Origin of the sequence: Flavobacterium magnesitis, from assembly GCF_041729735.1 — a bacterium.
In the GTDB taxonomy this organism is placed as follows: Bacteria; Bacteroidota; Bacteroidia; order Flavobacteriales; family Flavobacteriaceae; genus Flavobacterium; species Flavobacterium magnesitis.
Window position 1 is genome coordinate 113,991 of record NZ_JBCFQK010000006.1, and the last position, 18,192, is coordinate 132,182.

Below are 18,192 nucleotides of genomic sequence, written 5' to 3' on the forward strand. Positions count from 1 at the left end.
AACTATTTATTCTTTTTTTTCTATTCTTAAACCTACTTCGGTAATTCCTTCTAATTGTGTAACTCCGGGAACTTTGCCCCCTTCTCTTACCGCTTGTTTGATATTGAGTTTGTATTTTCCTCTAAACCTTACATTCTCTTTAAAATACAATTTACTCTCTTTTATATCTGTAAATCCGTTTCCTAGCAAAGTACCATCTGGAGCTGCCATTTGGTATTCTAAAGTATCTACTTTAGTGTAACCATTTGGTTTTTCTAACGTTACAATCAAGAAAAGATTATTAAAAGGATAATTATTATTGTCTCTTATATTTATAAAAAGATCATATCTTTTTGTTGAATCCAATTCAGGTAAATTAAAAGAAACAATACTGTCTTTATGCCAAGCACTTCCTACGGATTTGTATTCATCAAAAACTCTTTCTTTATCACATGAAAAAAAGAATATGCTAACTAAAAGTAGTAAAACGCTATTTTTTAGCCTCATTTTTTTTAATAATTATAGGTTTTCTAGGTCCTTTAGGTTTTTTATCAGCAGCTGGTTTTTGTGAAGCATCAGCTGGTTTATTGTGCTGCTTATTATTATTTGCTGGTTTTTTAGTGTTTGGAGTTCCAGAAGTATTTTCAACTGCTTTTTTAGGCTTTTTATTGTTCTTTTTACTTCTTTTTGGTTGGTCAAAACGAGTTAAACTTTCCTGACCCATGGCGTTATTAAAGTCTTTTTCAACTTCTTGAATTACTTCAATTGCAAAATCTTCTAGCGAAGAAACTTTCTTTTTTAACTTATTTTCGGCTACAATTTCTTTAACCTTATCAATTTTCAAAACATGCCAGTTTGCGAAATTATTTGTGTAAGCAAACCACATCAGTCCTTTAAAAATATCTTGTTTTTGGCAAATAGCATCTCCTTTTTCAGTAACTAATCTCGTTTCAAAATCAGGAAATCCTTTTAAAGCATCCATGTAAGTGTCTAGTTCATAATTCAAACAACACTTTAATTTCCCACATTGACCAGCTAATTTTTGCGGATTTAAAGACAATTGCTGGTAACGTGCTGCCGAAGTATTTACACTTCTAAAATCAGTCAGCCAGGTTGAACAACACAATTCTCTACCACAAGAACCAATTCCGCCTAAACGAGCTGCTTCCTGACGGAAACCTACTTGTTTCATCTCTACTCTGGTACTAAATTCTTTAGCAAAATCTTTAATTAAAAGTCTAAAGTCAACACGATCATTAGCGGTGTAATAAAAAGTCGCTTTCGAACCATCTCCCTGAAATTCGATATCTGATATCTTCATTTCCAGTTTATGCTGAATCGCTAATTCACGCGCACGAACCTTCATTGGCTCTTCTTTATTTCGAGCCGCTGACCAAATATCGATGTCTTTTTGAGAAGCTTTTCGGTACACTTTAGGCACTTCATTGCTATTAGGATCTACTCCTTTTTTCTTCATTTGGATACGAACTAATTCGCCCGTTAAAGTAACAATTCCAATGTCGTGTCCAGGAGAAGCCACTGTTGCCACAATGTCTCCCATGCTTAAAGTTAATTTTTCGGTATTGCGATAAAACTCTTTTCTTCCATTCTTAAAACGTACTTCAACGCAATCAAAAGGAGCATCGCCGTTAGGCAAACTCATGTTAGAAAGCCAATCAAAAACCGTTAATTTGTTGCAGCTATCGGTGCCGCAAGTCCCATTATTTTTACAACCCTTAGGTGCGCCACCATCAGAAGTTGAACAACTTGCACATGCCATAATTTTATATGTAGTGTTGTGACCAGCACAACTTAAGTTCTTAAAACGTTTAATCTGTAAAGATAGTATTTTTTAATCTTAAGTTGCAAAATTAAGAATTCCTCAAAAAATTAAAATTTTTATAAAAAAAGCCTATCTCAACTCATTTGAAATAGGCTTTTAAAATTAGGTTTTAGAAACAAATTATTCTAAAATCTTATATAATTTATCAGACAAACGAACTCTAAAAGGAACTGCAAATGTTATTCTGTCTCCTTTTTTTGCTACTGTGTTTTCTGCATCGTTTACAATCATTTTTTCTAAAACCAATTCCTGATTTCCAGTTGTTGGTCCAGAAATTAAGATTTTGTCACCCAAATTTAATTCTTGGCTTTCAATGGTAAAAAGTCCCACCTGAGCTTTTACATAATAATGTTCAGCTTTACCAATTAAGGTCTTTTTTACTTTTATTTTTTGGCGAATATCGGTTGTTTTTTTGGCTGTTGCCAAAGCAGTATCTGATAATTCTCCAGAGTGTTTGAACTTTAAACTTTCGGATTTTCCTTTTCTAAAAACCTTATTACCTACTTGCTTCCCTTTTCTTAATTTAATTTGTTCTTCATAAGGCAAATGGATTATTTCCTGACATTCAGTAGAGCAACAATTTTCCATAGCAGCCTTACAATCATCACATTGGATAAACAACAAATGACATCCGTCGTTAACACAGTTGGTATGATTGTCGCAAGGTTTTCCACATTGATGGCATTGCGAAACAATATCATCAGTGATTCTTTCACCAAGACGATTATCGAAAACGAAATTTTTTCCAATGAATTTACTTTCTAAACCTTCCTCTTCAATTTGCTTTGCATAATTGATGATTCCACCTTCTAACTGGAAAACATTTTTAAAACCCTGATGTTTAAAATAAGCACTTGCTTTCTCACAACGAATTCCTCCGGTACAATACATTACCAGATTTTTATCTTCTTTAAAGTCCTGAAGTTGCTCATTGATAATAGGCAAACTTTCTCTAAAAGTCTCCACATCAGGAGTAATAGCTCCTTTAAAATGACCGACTTCACTTTCGTAATGATTTCTAAAATCAACTACAATAGTGTTAGGATCTTCCAGAATTTCATTGAATTCCTTGGCTTTTAAGTGTACGCCTTTGTTGGTAACATCAAAAGTATCATCGTTCAATCCGTCAGCAACAATCTTATGACGCACTTTAATTGTCAATTTCAAAAATGCGTGATCGTCTTGTTCTACGGCTACATTCAAACGAATGCCTTTCATGAAATCATATACTTCAAGAGTTTCTCTAAAAGCTTCAATATTTTCGGCAGGAACGTTCATTTGAGCGTTGATACCTTCATGAGCAACGTAAATTCGGCCCAAAGCATCAAGTGCGTTCCAGGCTAGAAATAAATCGTCGCGAAATTTTTTAGGATCTTCAATTTTGGCATACGCATAGAAAGACAACGTAAGACGTTGTTTACCCGCTTGATCAATCAATTCAGCTCTTTCTTCTGCGCTTAAGGTGTTGTACAGTTGCATGCTATAAACGGTTTAAGTGAGAATATTTTTTGCAAAAGTATAAAAAATAACTCAAAAAGGGCCAAAATCGTCCTTCCGAGGAACGAAGGAATCTCATTTGCAAAGTCAAACACAGTATAAATGTTAGTGAGATTGCTTCGTTCCTCGCAATGACTTTTTAATTCAAACTCGCTTTAAACATTTTCAGCTCATCCCAGGAGAATTTTTCGCCAAATTGTTCTTTCATTGGAGTAAGCGATTCTTCTTTGTAGAATTTAAAAGCTTCGGCTAACTCATCAATTTTATCCTGCGGTAAAACTTCACTTATCGAAATTCGTTTTGCCTGAATCAATTTGACTAAATGTGTTTCGATGGTTTGAATGCTTAATTTTCGAATATCGGCAATATCCTGAATCGAATTTTTGGCTATCCACAAATCAAAAGTTTCCTCAACAGTAGATTTTTTCGGCTCTTTTTGGTCTTTTTTCTTTGAAGTGTAACGGTTCAAATCTTCTTCATCTTCAATCAACGTAATATTTGCTTCTTTGAATTGATTTTGAATGGCTTCTTTTTTTCTCGAAAGGTATTTTTTAATCTCGTCTGAAGTGAGTTTTTCTTTCGAAATTGCCTCGTTTGCAATAACGGTTTCTATCAACAATTTGGTTTTCATCAAACGCAGAACTGCTTTCGATTGCAACTCTTCTAATTCAGATAATTCTTCAAAATAGGCTTTGGCTTTCTTGAGTCGTTTAATTTCTTCTATTTTCCACAGAATTTCAAAAACCAAATCGTCCATAGCTTTGAAAAAATAATCAAACGCAGCTTGAATTCGGACAGAAACATGAATTAAGTCCACCGTTTCATTAGCAAAGATTCTATTCAATTGTATGATGAATTTTTTGGATGGATCCAAAAGCGATTCGATATTTTCCAATTGCTTGGCTGCCCAAAGTGCATTTTTAGATTTTGCCGAAGTTTCCGTTTTATCCGAATAACTGAATTTATGATTGCGCCATTCCTGAGCCAAATCATACCAATCAAAGCTGTTAATCAAATAATTATGGATGAAATTTTTGGTTTCAAAATGCAGGGAATTTTTAAGCACTTCTTCCGAAGCCTTATTTTGCGCGTATTCCATAACATCCTGATCGTTAGAAATACCATTCATTCGCAACGGAGAAAGCAAAACTAAGCCTTCTAACGAACGCAAACGCGACAAAGCGACATAAGCCTGTCCGGGCATAAAAACTTGCGAAACATCAATCGCTGCTTTGTCAAATGTCAATCCCTGGCTTTTGTGAACCGTAATTGCCCAGGCTAATTTGATAGGATAATGCACAAAAGTACCCAAAACCTCCTCCTCGACTTCCTTTGTCAACGGATCTACTTTGTATCGAATGTTTTGCCATTCGTATCGTTCTACTTCAATAGTTTTATGTTCTTCAGGAAAATGAACTAAGATTTCCTGACTCGAAAGCGATTTAATAATTCCCATTTTACCATTGAAATAATTTTTTTCGAAAGCCAAATCGTTTTTGACAAACATGATTTGGGCACCCACTTTCAATTGCAAATTATGTTCCACAGGATAAATTTTCTCTGGAAAATCGCCAATAATTTCTGGTTTATAAGTAATTAATTCTCCTTTTAAATCTTCCAAAGCTTGTGCATTCATTGCATCCGCTTTAGCATTGTGAGTCGTTAATGTAATATAACCTTTATTGGCTTTTAAATCAAAATTTGGTTTTACATATTGATTCAAAACCTGAACATCATCGGGAGTAATTTGGTTGTTTCTTAGATTATTTAAAACCGAAATAAAATTAGTATCCGTCTGGCGGAAAATTTTAGACAATTCTATATACAAAGGCGGAGATTGCTGAATAACATGCGAATGAAAAAAGAATTTTCCCTTATAATAATTGCGTAACGTTCGCCATTCCTCATCCCGAATTACGGGTGGCAATTGCAATAAATCGCCAATAAATAAAACTTGAACGCCGCCAAAAGGAGCCGCTTTTTTACGAACCGTTTGCATCATATAATCCATAGCATCGAGCAAATCGGCACGAAGCATACTCACTTCGTCAATAACCAGTAATTCCATATTTCGAATCACTGCTTTTTTCAAGCCATTCATTTTAAAATGCCTGCGTAAACTTTCTTTATTTTCAAACTTCACGGTTTCTGAAAATTGGGATTCGGCAGTAAAAGAAGGAATAAATCCACTAAACGGCAATTGAAACATCGAATGAATAGTAACACCACCCGCATTCAAAGCAGCAATTCCCGTAGGTGCCACAACCACCGTATTTTTATGTGTAGTTTCAATTATTTCACGCAAAAGTGTAGTTTTTCCAGTCCCCGCTTTTCCAGTCAAAAAAACCGAACGTTGGGTCTGATTGATAAACTGTAAGGTATATTGAGCGGCTTCGGATAAGGTTTGCATGTGGATTGAAATTAAAATGCTAAATTAATAGAAATAAAATTAATAAATTATATAAGTTATTGATTACAATTTTATTTTGTATTAAAATCAAAAAAAATGCCTTAAATCTAAAATTAGACTAAGGCATTATTTTGAATTAATAGGAAACAACTATTTTTTTTCTTCTTTTTTATCTTCTACTTTTTCTTCACTTTTAGATGAAGATTTGTATTTTTCATTCAAAGCTTTGATGATTTCTTTAGTAATATCATATTTATCCTGAGCGTATAAAACTGAAGCAGCGTCACCAGTACCGTAAATATAATCATAGCCTTTTTCTTTACCGTAATCTTTGATGAATTTTTTTACACCACTAACTAAACTATCCATTTCAACACCGCTTGATTGTTGTAATTCTTGTGCTAATGCTTGTTGAGCATAACCTAATTGTTGTTCTCTTTTTTGCAATTCAGCTCCTCTTTTCTGAGCCCACTCCTGACCGTTAGCTTGTGCTTGAGATTGGAAATTGGCAGCATCTTGTTTGAATCGATTAATTTCAGCCTCTAACTGTCTTCCCTTTTCTTCAGATTGCGCTTTATATTTTGCTTCTAAATCTTTCGCCTCAGTATATTCTTTCATCAATTCCGAAGTATCAATGTAAGCTGTTTTTACTTCTTTAACTTTTTCTGTCGTTTGGTTACATGCAACAACTGAAATAGCAATTGCAATAATTAATAAAGCTTTTTTACTCATATTATAAATATTTCTTTTTTGGCATTCTTGAATCGTTGATTTCATTTTGATTTATTTCTGAATTAATGTGTGTGTGTGTGACAAAAATATAAAAAAATAGACAGCATCCTAAAAAACTTTAGAAAATGCCCATTTTTTATAGTATTAGATTTAATTATTATAAAAACAATAACGATAAAATAACGTTATTAAAATCGGCTTTAATATCTCGTTTTTGAGCTACTTTCAAAAAAAAGACATCAATAAATATCTTTTTCCATTAAAACAGCTCAGAAAACAGCTTAAAATGATTTTTAGTTGTTTTTTAAGACGTAAATATGCGAAGAATACTCAAAATTACGCTTAGCTTTCCAGTTGGACTGTAAACCAATAAAAAATGCTTTTACAAAATTCATTTTTCCAGATTTGTATTTTTCAGAAAGTAAACTCACGTAAAAGGAATCAAATTTCATAGGAAGTACTTTTTCTAATTTCATTCCTTCTTTTGCAAAAAGTAATTGAATTGCTTTTTTAGAAAAATGCCAAAAATGAATGGGTACATCATAAGCCGCCCAAAATGCCCCGTAATGTTTTGCATCAAAAGATTTATAATTCGGAACTGCAACAATCAAAGTTCCGTCTTGTTTTAGCAAACGTTTTAATTCTTTAATTTGAGCATCTAAATCTGGAACGTGTTCTAAAACGTGCCACATTGAAATGGTATCAAAAGAATGGCTTTCTAATTCCTTAGTATCTTCAACAAATGCAATTCCTTTTTTTATAGCAATTCCTTTTGCTCTTGGGCTTGGTTCTACTCCTATTGTTTGCCAACCATTTTCTTGTGCAGTTAATAAAAAATCTCCTGTTCCAGCACCAATATCTAAAATCCTTCCTTTATTCGGTTGAAACGAATTAATTAAATCTAATTTATTTTTTAAAGCTATTTGCTTCACAAAATGATAGGCTTTTTCAAATAAAGATCTTTTGTTATCGGTGTGCGAAATATAATCTTCACTTTCATAATATTTTCCCAAAGTATCTAAACTGGGTTGCGGATACGTAATCAACATATCCAAAGTTTCATCCTGATACAAATCAAAAATCTCTTTAGAAACCGAATGGTCTTTTACGGTAAGGAAATGCTTTTTATTTAAAATATCCATTTTTTAGTGGTCAGTGGTCAGTTTTTTTAGTAATCAGTTTAGTCGTCTTACTAATAAATTTATTTGTAATTTTAAAATAGTTTCACGTGGAACAATTAAAATTTGAGGTTTGAAACTAGAGGCTAGAAGTTTGCAATTAAAACTTCTAGCCTCTAACTCCCCACTTCTAACTTTCAATTATCTTCCCATATAAATCAACAATACCGAAATATCGCTAGGAGAAACTCCACTAATTCTTGAAGCTTGTGAAATAGTTACTGGACGAATTTTATTCAGTTTTTGTTTTGCTTCAATCGACATCGATTTGATTTTGTTGTAATCAAAATCAGCTGGGATTTTTACATCTTCTAGTCGAGTTAGTTTATCCGCGTTATTTCTTTCTTTCTCGATATATCCCGAATATTTGACTTGGATTTCGGCTTGTTCTAAAATTTCTTCGTCCAAATCATTTTCGGCAACATACGATTTGACTTTTTCAAACTGCATCATATCCTCTAAATCAATTTGCGGACGAGAAAATATTTTAAACATTTTGTCACCTTGTGAAATTGATGCTGTTTCCTTAGAAGCCAAAATTGGATTTGTTTCTGCAACTGAAACAGAAGTTTCTTTGAAAAATGCAACCATCTTTTCGGATTCATTTAACTTACGTTCCATTCTTCTCAAACGATCTTCGGAAGCCAAACCAATTTCGAATGACATTGGTGTCAATCTAAAATCGGCATTATCCTGACGCAACAACGTTCTATATTCAGCACGAGAAGTAAACATTCTGTATGGCTCTTCTGTACCTTTTGTAATTAGGTCATCAATTAAAACCCCAATGTAAGCTTCATCACGTTTTAAAATTAATGGTACTTTTTCATGCACTTTTAAATGTGCATTAATTCCTGCCATCAATCCTTGCGAAGCTGCTTCTTCATATCCTGTAGTTCCATTGATTTGCCCTGCGAAATACAAACCTTCTACCAACTTGGTTTCCAAAGTATGTTTCAATTGCGTTGGCGGAAAATAATCATATTCGATAGCATAACCTGGTCTAAAGAATTTTACTTTTTCAAATCCCGCAACAGAACTCAATGCTTTAAATTGAATATCCTCAGGAAGCGAAGTTGAAAATCCGTTTACATAAACCTCACAAGTATTCCAACCTTCTGGTTCCACAAAAAGCTGATGTCTTTCTTTGTCTGCGAAACGATTGATCTTATCTTCAATAGAAGGACAATATCTTGGCCCCAAACTTTTAATTCGTCCATTGAACATTGGCGAACGATCAAATCCTTCTCTTAAAATATTATGAACATCAAGAGAAGTGTACGTCATGTAACAAGATCTTTGATTGGTCAACGGCGAAGTCAAATCAGAATAAGAGAATTTAGAAGGTTTTGCATCTCCTTTTTCTTCATTCATTTTTGAATAATCCAATGAACGTCCATCCACTCGTGGAGGTGTTCCAGTTTTCATTCTTCCTGCTTCAAAACCAGCCTGAATCAAATCTTCGGTAATTCCGTAAGCAGCACTTTCTCCTGCTCTACCTCCACCGAATTGTTTTTCTCCAATATGAATCAATCCATTCAGGAAAGTTCCATTGGTCAACACCACCGATTTCGAACGAATTTCCACTCCCAAAGAAGTTTTGATTCCTTTTATTTTTCCATTTTCGATAATCAATCCTTTTACCATTTCCTGGTAAAAATCAAGATTTGGAGTTCCTTCCAACATCATTCTCCATTCTTCGGCAAAACGCATTCTGTCGCTTTGAACTCTCGGAGACCACATTGCTGGACCTTTTGATTTATTCAACATCTTGAATTGAATTGCCGTTCGATCAGAAACAATTCCTGAGTATCCACCAAGCGCATCAATCTCACGGACAATTTGCCCTTTTGCAATTCCACCCATGGCAGGATTACAAGACATTTGAGCAATGTTTTGCAAACTCATTGTAACCAATAAAGTTTTCGAACCCAAATTTGCGGCAGCAGCTGCAGCTTCAGAACCTGCATGTCCAGCACCAACAACAATTACATCATACTCTTCTAGAAACATTCTTTTTATTATTTGCCCTCTTGAAAGGGATGCAATTTTGAATCAAAATTCATTTTGAAATCAAAATCCAAGTTTAAAATTCGCTTCGCGAATGAAGCTTTTTCACTGACCTATTTTAAATGTTCCACGTGAAACATTTTCGAAAAAAACATAAAATTAATAATTACTGTTCCACGTGGAACATTGCAATTTTTTCGTCTTCTTTTAAGCGCATTATACGTTCGCTTTCTTCGTCTTTATCTTTGTATCCACAATAGTGTAAAACACCATGAACCAAAACACGCTTCAATTCTTCTTCAAAAGAGACTTCAAAATCTTTAGCATTATCCTCAACACGTTCAATGGAAACAAAAACGTCACCGTTTAATTCGTTGCCAACAGTATAATCAAAACTAATAATATCAGTAAGCGTATCGTGATTTAAATATTCCAGATTGATTCTATGAAGGTATTCGTCATCACAAAAAATATAATTAATCTCTCCTTCTTTCTTTTTTTCGGAAACAATTACAGCAGATAACCAAGCAGCAATTGCTTCTTCGTTATCTAAATTAAAGTCACTTTCGTAGTTAAAATTTATCATTTTGTTTTAAAATATTCTTGAACCTTGCGGTTAAAATTGGAGCGCAAAGGTAATGATTGTCTGTTTAATATCTCTATGCTATTCAAATATTCTAACAAGCTACTAGGCAAGGCTCTTGATTGATTAGAAAAGTCTTTGTTGTTAGTTTGAGATTGTCTTTTGTTTTCTTCTCCTTGTTGCTGAATCGCATTATTTAATTTTAATAATTCCTGCTTGATATTCATCACTTTTTGAAGCGTTTCATTTTTAAAACCTTTGTTTAACAATTGCTTTTCTAGCTGCTTCATTTGTTCCAAAGCGCTTTGTCCAGTATTACCCAAACCTTGCTTTTTTAACTCACTTTCTAAAGCATCACGAAGTTCTTTTTGCTGTTTGTAGATTCCCATAATCGATTGTGCATCTCCTTCTCCATCTTCTCCATTACCAGAATTTCCTTTTCCATCCTTACCTTCTTTGGATTCACCAGGCTTCATTCCTTGTTTCATTTTATCTCCTAAACTTTGTTGTTTCGAAATAATATCTGGTAATTGCATTCCTTCTCCTTGACCCTGTTTTGGTTTTCCTTGACCCATTGAAGACAAAGACATTTGCATGTTATTAAGCAATTCGCTTAAAAAATCTCCCAGTTTATTTGCTGAAGCAATAGCATATTGTTGATGAGACAATCCTTTTGAAATTTGTGAATCGGTTAAAGTTTCTAGAGCCTTATCGACATTGTATTGTACATTACCAACTTCCTTTGTAATGTCTTCTGTTAGTTTTGGATTACGCAAAGACATAGCAAACAAACTATCATCAACATGTTTGAATTGCAAACGCAAATCTTGCTGCACTTTTATGTTCTTGTTAAAAGCCGGCGAACTGGAATTAGAAGATTTAAAACGCAACATCAAAGCTTCCTGAGAAAAAGAATATGACAATAAATTGTCTAAAATCTGACGTAACATTTTTACATCTTCTTCCATTTGTTCCATCTCAGCTCCTTCCATTCCCTGTTCCATTTTCTTGGACATGGCCTTCATTTTCTTAGAAGCATTTTTTTGATTTGGTTTTGCTTTAGCCGAATTATTGTTCTTTAATTCCTCCGAAGCTTTCTTCAAATCTTCATCAATACTTTTTTCAGAAGCATCTTCTTTAGGAATATCTAATGGGGATTTTAATTCCTTATTTTCCTTTTTTAAATCATCTAATTCTTTCTGAATCTTATCAAAATCATTATTTATTTGCTGTTGTTTTGAAAGTGTGTTTTCTTTCTCATTCTCGGAAAGCTTATCTTGCTTATCGGATAATTTATCTAATTTGTCAGCCAATTGTTCAGCCTTTTTTTGAATATAATATTTCTTAGTCAGTTCCACTAACTGTTGCAGATTTTTAACTTGATTTTTACCCTTTTGTTTAAACTGATCTAATTGATCCAGTAAATCATCGTTCTTCATTTTATCATTCAGCGACTTTAACTCGTCTAAAAGTTTCTTGTTTTTTTCTAGTTCTTCATTATTATTCTCAATGCGTTTTTCTAATTCTTTTTTGAATTCATCGTCACTTTTAGTTTTAGATTCATCTAAATTATTTTTCATTTTATCCATGAAATTACGCATCATTTCATCTTGCTTTTTTTGCTGTTGAATAAAATCTAAAACTTTTTGCTGGTCTTTAAATTCAAAATTTTCTTTTTCTTTTCCAGATTTCTGAATCTTATCCAATTGAGAAAATTGCTTGTCCTGACTCTTTAATGATTTTTGTAAACCTTGAATATTATCTGATTGTTGTTTTAAAACTAAATCTTCTTTTTCCTGAGCAGTTACAATTCGATTGGAGAAAACAGAAGATTTTGAACTTTTAAAATGATGGATAAAATCATTATCGAAAACTTCAAAATAATAATCATAAGTCACTCCTTCTACCACTGGAAGATTAGCAGGAAAAGAAAAAACAAATTGATCAAAAACGCCTTGCTTGATTGCAATTGTTCCACGTTTGGCAGTAGCTGGTTTATTGCTTTCATAATACACAACCTGCAACTGGCGTAAACCATAATCATCACTAATTTTTCCCAAAAGATAACTAGTAGCCAGCTTCAAACTATCAGGTGCCTGACTCACAGTGATCGAAGGAAACTGATCTTTGATAACCGTAAGCTGATAATTCAATTTTTCGTAGTTAATTATAGCTTTATTTGAGCTAATAATTTGATAATCTGTATTTTCATTGATATTTTTAGATAAAACAAAGCTATTATTGCTTTTAGTAAACTCAGAAACCGAATTGGTATTCGAAAACACCACTTCTTCAGTAGCTAGCGTATTAATTTTCCAAGTCACTTTAGTTCCTTCTGGAATAATGGCATTACCAGTTCCTTTTACAATCTCTGGTTTTCTATTTAAATGCGAAGGAAAATTCAATTGCATTTCGAAATTTAAAATAGATGGAACAGCAACTACTTTTAAAAGATATTCTTCGGATGAAACAGCATTTCCCTGAAGATGAAAAGAAATATCCTGAGTGGGTTTTTCAATTTTAAATTCAAATTCTCCAGACTTTTTACTCTCCATAAAATAACTTTCATCATTAATGAAAATCATCGCATTTTCAGGAACTACTTTTCCAACGGTTTTAAACCTTACAATAAAATCCTTGTTTTGTTCGGTTTGTAAATTTGAATTCAAAAGCACAAATTTAAATGGAGCTGGTGGTAAAAAAGTAGCATTGAAATGAACAATTCGATTCAAACTTTGAGTAATGATTCCTTTGTTACCCGAAAAATAAAAAGAAGCAAATAAGAAAACCGGAATGATGGCAAGAGGTAAATATTTTTTATTCGAATTGAAATTTACAGCATTAGTAAAAGGAATGGGTTGCAAAGCATTTGCTTTTTGTTCGATAGAAGCCAAAAGCAGTTCAGATCTTTCCGAATTATTTTCAGGATTTGAAAGCTGAATAAAATTAAGCAACTTGTCTTTTACATCTGAAAAATGATTTCCAATTATGGAAGAAGCTTCGTTGTAATCAATTCCTTTTTTAAATTTCAATAATTTAAAAACGGGAAACAAAATAAAACGAAAAAGCAAAACGACTTCTACTCCAATAAAAGTCCAAAACAAAATAGTTCTTCCTATAGGTTTTAACCAAAGAAAATATTCAATAAAAAGTGTGAAGAGAAAATATAATAAACCCAAACCAATAAAGAAAACTACGCCTCTTATCAATTCGTTTAAATAATACTTTCTAATAAAAGCTTCTAATTTTTGATAAATAAAATTGGAACTATTCAAATTGTTTTTGCTTTTTAATAACCCATAAAAGTAATAATTATAATCATACGAAATTCCAAATTCCAAATTCCAAATTCCAAATTCCAAATTCCAAATTCCAAATTCCAAATTCCAAATTCCAAATTCCAAATTCCAAATTCCAAATTCCAAATTCCAAATTCCAAATTCCAAATTCCAAATTCTAACTACTGACTTCTAATTTTAGACTATTTTTGAAAAACTTCTAACTTCTAACTCCTGACTTCTAACTTCTAATTATCTTTGTTGCAAAATTTATATAAAATGTCAAACCCAATTCGTGTGCGTTTTGCACCAAGTCCAACGGGACCTTTACATATTGGCGGAGTTCGTACTGCCCTATTTAATTATTTGTTTGCAAAAAAAAATGGTGGAACTTTCTTTTTAAGAATTGAAGATACTGACCAAAGTCGTTTTGTACCAGGTGCCGAACAATATATCATGGAAGCCTTAGAATGGTTAGGAATTGCTCCTGATGAAACTATTGGAAAGAATGAAAAATTTGGACCTTACCGTCAAAGCGAAAGAAAAGAATTATACAAACAATATGCTGACCAACTGATTAATTCAGGCTGGGCATATTATGCATTTGATACTCCAGAATCATTAGATGCTTACAGAAAAGCTGAAGAAGAACAAGGGAAAACATTTATTTACAATCATACTAACAGAGAAAAACTGGATACTTCTTTAGTCATTTCGGCAGATGAAACTGCGCAAAGAATTGCTAATGGAGAACATTATGTCATTCGATTTAAAACTCCTGTTGACGAAATTTTACATTTAAAAGACATCATTCGTGGTCATGTAAAATTTGAAACCAACCTTTTAGATGACAAAGTTTTGTTTAAAAGTGACGGAATGCCAACCTATCATTTGGCTAATATTGTAGATGATCATTTGATGCAAACTACACATGTTATTCGTGGTGAAGAATGGTTACCATCAATGCCATTGCACGTTTTATTGTATCATGCATTTGGTTGGGCAGCACCTGAATTTGCTCATTTGCCTTTGATTTTAAAACCTGTTGGAAATGGAAAATTATCAAAGCGTGATGGTGATAAATTAGGTTTTCCAGTTTTTCCATTAGAATGGAAAACTGAAGAAGGTATTTCATCAGGTTACAGAGAAAAAGGTTTTTTTCCAGAAACTGTTATTAACTTCTTGGCTTTATTAGGATGGAATGATGGAACGGAACAAGAGCTATTTTCGTTAGAAGAATTAGTTGAGAAATTTGATTTGAACCGAGTTCATAAGGCTGGAGCCAAATTTGATCCAGAAAAAAACAAATGGTTCAACCACCAATATTTAATCAAACAAAAAGACGAAGATTTGGCGAAAGCCTTTGCTCCTATTGTTGAAGAAAAAGGATTCTCTACTTCGCTAGAAGTAATAACTAAAATTGTATCATTGATAAAAGAGCGCGCTCATTTTGTAACTGAATTTTGGGATTTGAGTGATTTCTTTTTTATTGCTCCAACAGCTTATGATGAAAAAGCAAAGAAAAACTGGGCAGCCGAAACGCCTGCTTTAATGCAAGAATTAATTTCGGTTCTTGAAGAAGTTACCGATTTTACTTCTGTAAATATAGAAACCATTGTAAAAGACTGGTTAACTAAAAACGAAATTGGAATGGGTAAAGTAATGCAGCCTTTCCGTTTGAGTTTAGTTGGTGCTCTTAAAGGCCCTCACCTATTTGATATTGTAGAAATCATTGGAAAAGAAGAAACCATTTCAAGAATTCAAAAAGCAATTGAAACAATATAAAACTAAAAGTCCCGACAATTAATCGGGACTTTTTTTTATAAATAAAGAATAACATTTCCGTTTAGAATTCCAGGGTTTCCTTTAAAATTATAACCCAGATTTTTAGAATTCAAATTACCTAACATATTTGAAATTCCATATTGATAAGAAACATTGAATCTAAAATGTTTTACTCCAGCTGTAATCCCAACCGTTGGATAAAAATTAAATTGACCAATATCAACAATATCTTTGGCCAGCAAAGTAGTTCCTGAAATTACATTGTTTTCTTTTCCAGACTCTACTTTAAATTTTCCATTAATTTGAACCAAAGGACCAAATTCAAATGATAAATGATTTTCGATTAAAACATAACTCAATTGTAACGAAATTTGAGCAGAAGGTAATTTGTAATTCACATCTTCTTTACCAAAAACCAATTGGTCAGTAGCTACAGAAAAATTGTTTTCAGAAAACTGAATGCCATAAACCATATCCCAATTGTCATAAAAATTACCTCTTAGAGACAAACCTGCATTCCAACCCATTTCTGGTTTGGTATCGAAATTATTGGTATTCAAAGTAAACTGATTAATTCAGGCGCTAATCCCAATTCTATTGGAATCACGATAGCCATACTGAGCAAAAGTTAATGTTGAAAATAAGAGAAAACAAAAACTTAACAAGAACTTTTTCATAATAAGGAATTTAAACAGCCACAAACCTAAAGTTTTTTTGTAATTTAACAGATAATTTTTAACTAATTTATAAACTATGAACATTCCTCTTATTTTCCTGTTATTTATTGCGCTATTTATTTTCCTTTCCTCCTTTTTTACAGTCAAACAACAAACAGCTGTGATTGTAGAGCGTTTTGGAAGATTTTTGAGTATTAGACAATCTGGTCTCCAACTTAAAATTCCTTTGATTGATAGAATTGCTGGACGCGTTAATCTTAAAATCCAACAATTAGATGTTATTATTGAAACTAAAACTAAAGACAATGTATTTGTTAAACTAAAAGTTTCGGTTCAATTTATGGTAGTTAAAGAAACTGTTTATGATGCTTTTTACAAACTAGAATATCCACACGATCAAATTACTTCTTATGTATTTGATGTGGTTCGTGCCGAAGTTCCAAAATTAAAACTAGATGATGTTTTTGAACGAAAAGATGATATTGCTGTTGCCGTAAAAAGAGAATTAAACGAAGCAATGACCACTTATGGATATACCATTATCAATACTTTAGTAACAGATATTGATCCGGATATTCAGGTAAAAAATGCGATGAACAGAATTAATGCTGCTGATAGAGAAAAAACAGTAGCTGAATTTGAAGCGGAAGCATCAAGAATTAGAATTGTAGCTAAAGCCAAAGCAGAAGCTGAAAGCAAAAGATTGCAAGGACAAGGTATTGCTGATCAAAGAAGAGAAATTGCACGTGGATTAGTAGAAAGTGTGGATGTTTTAAATCGAGTGGGAATCAATTCGCAAGAAGCCTCTGCCCTGATTGTGGTAACGCAACATTATGATACTTTACAAGCTATTGGAGCAGATACCAATTCTAATTTGATTTTACTTCCTAATTCTCCACAAGCCGGTAGTGAAATGTTAAACAACATGGTAGCTTCTTTTAGTGCTTCCAATCAAGTGGGAGAAATGATGAAAAAAAAGAACAAGATTTCGCCAAAAAAAGAGAAATCAAAATACGAAGAACTTGAAAATCCTTCAGATGAATCAAATGAAACTGATGAAGATGAAGTTTAAAATAGAAACATAACAAAAAAAAGAGGCTTAATTGCCTCTTTTTTTGTTTCTAAACCATTTTATAACTGTTGGTATTACTAACCTTAATACTGCGCCGTAGGAGCTAAAAAAAGTACTTTTTACAGTATCTAAAACATTTATTGCAATGTTTAAAAAAGTAAAACTTTCTTTTGTGTGTTCAATACTTAAAACTAACTTTTGATAGCTGATTTCTTTTTCAATTTTCAGAATTTCTAAATCGTTATCAATTTGCGCATAAGAGGAATATTTTTTTGTTTGCATAATTAGTCATTAAAAAAGATTTCTGAAAATTTCTCTAAAATAGGTCCTTCTACAATTTTATCTTTAACTAAAAATAATAATCCCGTTATAAGAAGATAAATTAAACCAACACTAAGAAAACCATAAGTGTAACTTCCTAAATAATTTCCAATGCCAAATGCTAACGCAACAGATAAGAAGAATAAAACCATACCAAAACATAGCAAAATTAAGGTGAATTTAAAAACCATTGTGGTGGATTTCATAGCCATCTTAAATGCTACTAATTTATAGTAAGAAAGATTCTTTTCTATATAATCTTTAGTATGTTCCTGGATATTTTCTGAATGTTCTTTTAAATCATCAAAAGCCATATTTTTTTATTTCATTATTACAAAGAAACTATTTTTGCAGTTTTGCATTTTGTTCTTTCAATTCAGCTAATTTTATTTCTAAAAATGAAATAACATCTTCTGTTTTATGACTCATATTAGAAACTAATTCTCCATAGGTTTTTTCTAAATCTACTTTAGCAGTAGCTAATTTAGCTTTCATATCTTTTTCAAGATCTTTATATCCGCTCTTGATTTTTTTTCTTGTATTATCTCCTTTATCAGGAGCAAATAAAATTCCTAATGCAGCTCCAATTGCTGCCCCACTAACAAGAGCTATAATTGTATTTCCTGTACTATTTGTCATAACTTTTATTTTTTAAGTTTTCTTAAAGATACTAAATTATTTAATAAATCAGTCTTAAAGAATTGTTATAAAAAAGTTCGAATACTTAAATCTCTAAGGATAAAAATATTCGAACTCAGTAATTTTAAAGATAAAAATTAGTACGTATAGGCAATTGCCTCATAGGTTCCATTTTGGTAATGAAACTA

Annotated in this window: 15 protein-coding genes; 2 read left to right on the forward strand and 13 right to left on the reverse strand. The window is 32.4% G+C overall.

The annotated features are described in order from the left end of the window. Positions 1-6 precede the first annotated feature (6 nt). The 9 genes from AAGV33_RS06320 to AAGV33_RS06360 form a co-directional block, all read right to left on the reverse strand. A complete protein-coding gene (locus tag AAGV33_RS06320; RefSeq protein ID WP_373391116.1) occupies positions 7-486 on the reverse strand; it encodes a gliding motility lipoprotein GldH in 480 nt (159 codons plus the stop codon). Then, positions 470-1,759 carry a PSP1 domain-containing protein gene (locus AAGV33_RS06325; protein WP_373391117.1) on the reverse strand — a complete coding sequence of 430 codons (1,290 nt, stop codon included), beginning with the start codon at positions 1,757-1,759 and terminating at the stop codon, positions 470-472. The genes AAGV33_RS06320 and AAGV33_RS06325 overlap by 17 nt, the downstream gene beginning before the upstream one ends. A gap of 183 nt (positions 1,760-1,942) precedes the next feature. After that, on the reverse strand, positions 1,943-3,301 hold the full coding sequence (gene trhO, locus AAGV33_RS06330; RefSeq protein ID WP_373391118.1) for an oxygen-dependent tRNA uridine(34) hydroxylase TrhO: 1,359 nt from the start codon (positions 3,299-3,301) through the stop codon (positions 1,943-1,945). A gap of 157 nt (positions 3,302-3,458) precedes the next feature. Continuing rightward, positions 3,459-5,729 (reverse strand): helix-turn-helix domain-containing protein, encoded by a 2,271-nt coding sequence (locus tag AAGV33_RS06335; protein WP_373391119.1) that lies wholly within the window; start codon positions 5,727-5,729, stop codon positions 3,459-3,461. Between the two features lie 150 nt (positions 5,730-5,879). After that, positions 5,880-6,506, reverse strand: coding sequence for an OmpH/Skp family outer membrane protein (locus AAGV33_RS06340; RefSeq protein WP_373391120.1), 627 nt, complete (start codon positions 6,504-6,506; stop codon positions 5,880-5,882). A gap of 248 nt (positions 6,507-6,754) precedes the next feature. Further along, positions 6,755-7,603: a class I SAM-dependent methyltransferase gene (locus AAGV33_RS06345; protein ID WP_373391121.1), complete on the reverse strand. Its 849-nt coding sequence runs from the start codon at positions 7,601-7,603 to the stop codon at positions 6,755-6,757. A gap of 177 nt (positions 7,604-7,780) precedes the next feature. Continuing rightward, positions 7,781-9,652, reverse strand: a complete 1,872-nt coding sequence (gene mnmG, locus AAGV33_RS06350) for a tRNA uridine-5-carboxymethylaminomethyl(34) synthesis enzyme MnmG (protein ID WP_373391122.1) — start codon at positions 9,650-9,652, stop codon at positions 7,781-7,783. Between the two features lie 163 nt (positions 9,653-9,815). After that, positions 9,816-10,235: an rRNA maturation RNase YbeY gene (ybeY, locus tag AAGV33_RS06355; protein ID WP_373391123.1), complete on the reverse strand. Its 420-nt coding sequence runs from the start codon at positions 10,233-10,235 to the stop codon at positions 9,816-9,818. After that, entirely contained in the window at positions 10,232-13,507 is a 3,276-nt protein-coding gene (locus AAGV33_RS06360; RefSeq protein ID WP_373391161.1) for a DUF4175 family protein, read from the reverse strand. The genes ybeY and AAGV33_RS06360 overlap by 4 nt, the downstream gene beginning before the upstream one ends. A 282-nt stretch (positions 13,508-13,789) precedes the next feature. Here AAGV33_RS06360 and gltX point away from each other — a divergent pair, with 282 nt between their 5' ends. After that, positions 13,790-15,295: a glutamate--tRNA ligase gene (gene gltX / locus AAGV33_RS06365; protein ID WP_373391124.1), complete on the forward strand. Its 1,506-nt coding sequence runs from the start codon at positions 13,790-13,792 to the stop codon at positions 15,293-15,295. 35 nt (positions 15,296-15,330) lie between these two features. Here the strand turns inward: gltX and AAGV33_RS06370 are convergent, their stop codons facing one another. Then, entirely contained in the window at positions 15,331-15,855 is a 525-nt protein-coding gene (locus AAGV33_RS06370) for a PorT family protein (protein ID WP_373391125.1), read from the reverse strand. A gap of 193 nt (positions 15,856-16,048) precedes the next feature. On the opposite strand from AAGV33_RS06370, the gene AAGV33_RS06375 reads away from it, so the two are divergent. Next, positions 16,049-17,044 (forward strand): SPFH domain-containing protein, encoded by a 996-nt coding sequence (locus AAGV33_RS06375; protein ID WP_373391126.1) that lies wholly within the window; start codon positions 16,049-16,051, stop codon positions 17,042-17,044. A 27-nt stretch (positions 17,045-17,071) separates the two neighbouring features. On the opposite strand, the gene AAGV33_RS06380 is transcribed toward AAGV33_RS06375, so the two are convergent. Genes AAGV33_RS06380 through AAGV33_RS06390 form a run of 3 tightly spaced genes read right to left on the reverse strand, consistent with a single transcriptional unit; the run spans position 17,072 to position 18,004 of the window. Beyond that, positions 17,072-17,326: a DUF6327 family protein gene (locus tag AAGV33_RS06380; protein WP_373391127.1), complete on the reverse strand. Its 255-nt coding sequence runs from the start codon at positions 17,324-17,326 to the stop codon at positions 17,072-17,074. A gap of 2 nt (positions 17,327-17,328) precedes the next feature. Continuing rightward, a complete protein-coding gene (locus AAGV33_RS06385) occupies positions 17,329-17,679 on the reverse strand; it encodes a phage holin family protein (RefSeq protein ID WP_373391128.1) in 351 nt (116 codons plus the stop codon). Positions 17,680-17,707: 28 nt separating this feature from the next. Next, complete coding sequence (locus AAGV33_RS06390; RefSeq protein WP_373391129.1) at positions 17,708-18,004, reverse strand: YtxH domain-containing protein; 297 nt, start codon at positions 18,002-18,004, stop codon at positions 17,708-17,710. Positions 18,005-18,192: the final 188 nt, after the last annotated feature.

What these genes read in the sequence shown, in the direction of transcription:
- trhO (WP_373391118.1), bottom strand. Translation starts at nt 3,301, where the DNA reads ATGCAACTGTACAACACCTTAAGCGCAGAAGAAAGAGCTGAATTGATT.
- AAGV33_RS06325 (WP_373391117.1), bottom strand. Translation starts at nt 1,759, where the DNA reads ATGGCATGTGCAAGTTGTTCAACTTCTGATGGTGGCGCACCTAAGGGT.
- gltX (WP_373391124.1), top strand. Translation starts at nt 13,790, where the DNA reads ATGTCAAACCCAATTCGTGTGCGTTTTGCACCAAGTCCAACGGGACCT.
- mnmG (WP_373391122.1), bottom strand. Translation starts at nt 9,652, where the DNA reads ATGTTTCTAGAAGAGTATGATGTAATTGTTGTTGGTGCTGGACATGCA.
- AAGV33_RS06345 (WP_373391121.1), bottom strand. Translation starts at nt 7,603, where the DNA reads ATGGATATTTTAAATAAAAAGCATTTCCTTACCGTAAAAGACCATTCG.
- AAGV33_RS06385 (WP_373391128.1), bottom strand. Translation starts at nt 17,679, where the DNA reads ATGGCTTTTGATGATTTAAAAGAACATTCAGAAAATATCCAGGAACAT.
- AAGV33_RS06320 (WP_373391116.1), bottom strand. Translation starts at nt 486, where the DNA reads ATGAGGCTAAAAAATAGCGTTTTACTACTTTTAGTTAGCATATTCTTT.
- AAGV33_RS06380 (WP_373391127.1), bottom strand. Translation starts at nt 17,326, where the DNA reads ATGCAAACAAAAAAATATTCCTCTTATGCGCAAATTGATAACGATTTA.
- AAGV33_RS06335 (WP_373391119.1), bottom strand. Translation starts at nt 5,729, where the DNA reads ATGCAAACCTTATCCGAAGCCGCTCAATATACCTTACAGTTTATCAAT.
- AAGV33_RS06340 (WP_373391120.1), bottom strand. Translation starts at nt 6,506, where the DNA reads ATGAAATCAACGATTCAAGAATGCCAAAAAAGAAATATTTATAATATG.
- ybeY (WP_373391123.1), bottom strand. Translation starts at nt 10,235, where the DNA reads ATGATAAATTTTAACTACGAAAGTGACTTTAATTTAGATAACGAAGAA.
- AAGV33_RS06375 (WP_373391126.1), top strand. Translation starts at nt 16,049, where the DNA reads ATGAACATTCCTCTTATTTTCCTGTTATTTATTGCGCTATTTATTTTC.
- AAGV33_RS06390 (WP_373391129.1), bottom strand. Translation starts at nt 18,004, where the DNA reads ATGACAAATAGTACAGGAAATACAATTATAGCTCTTGTTAGTGGGGCA.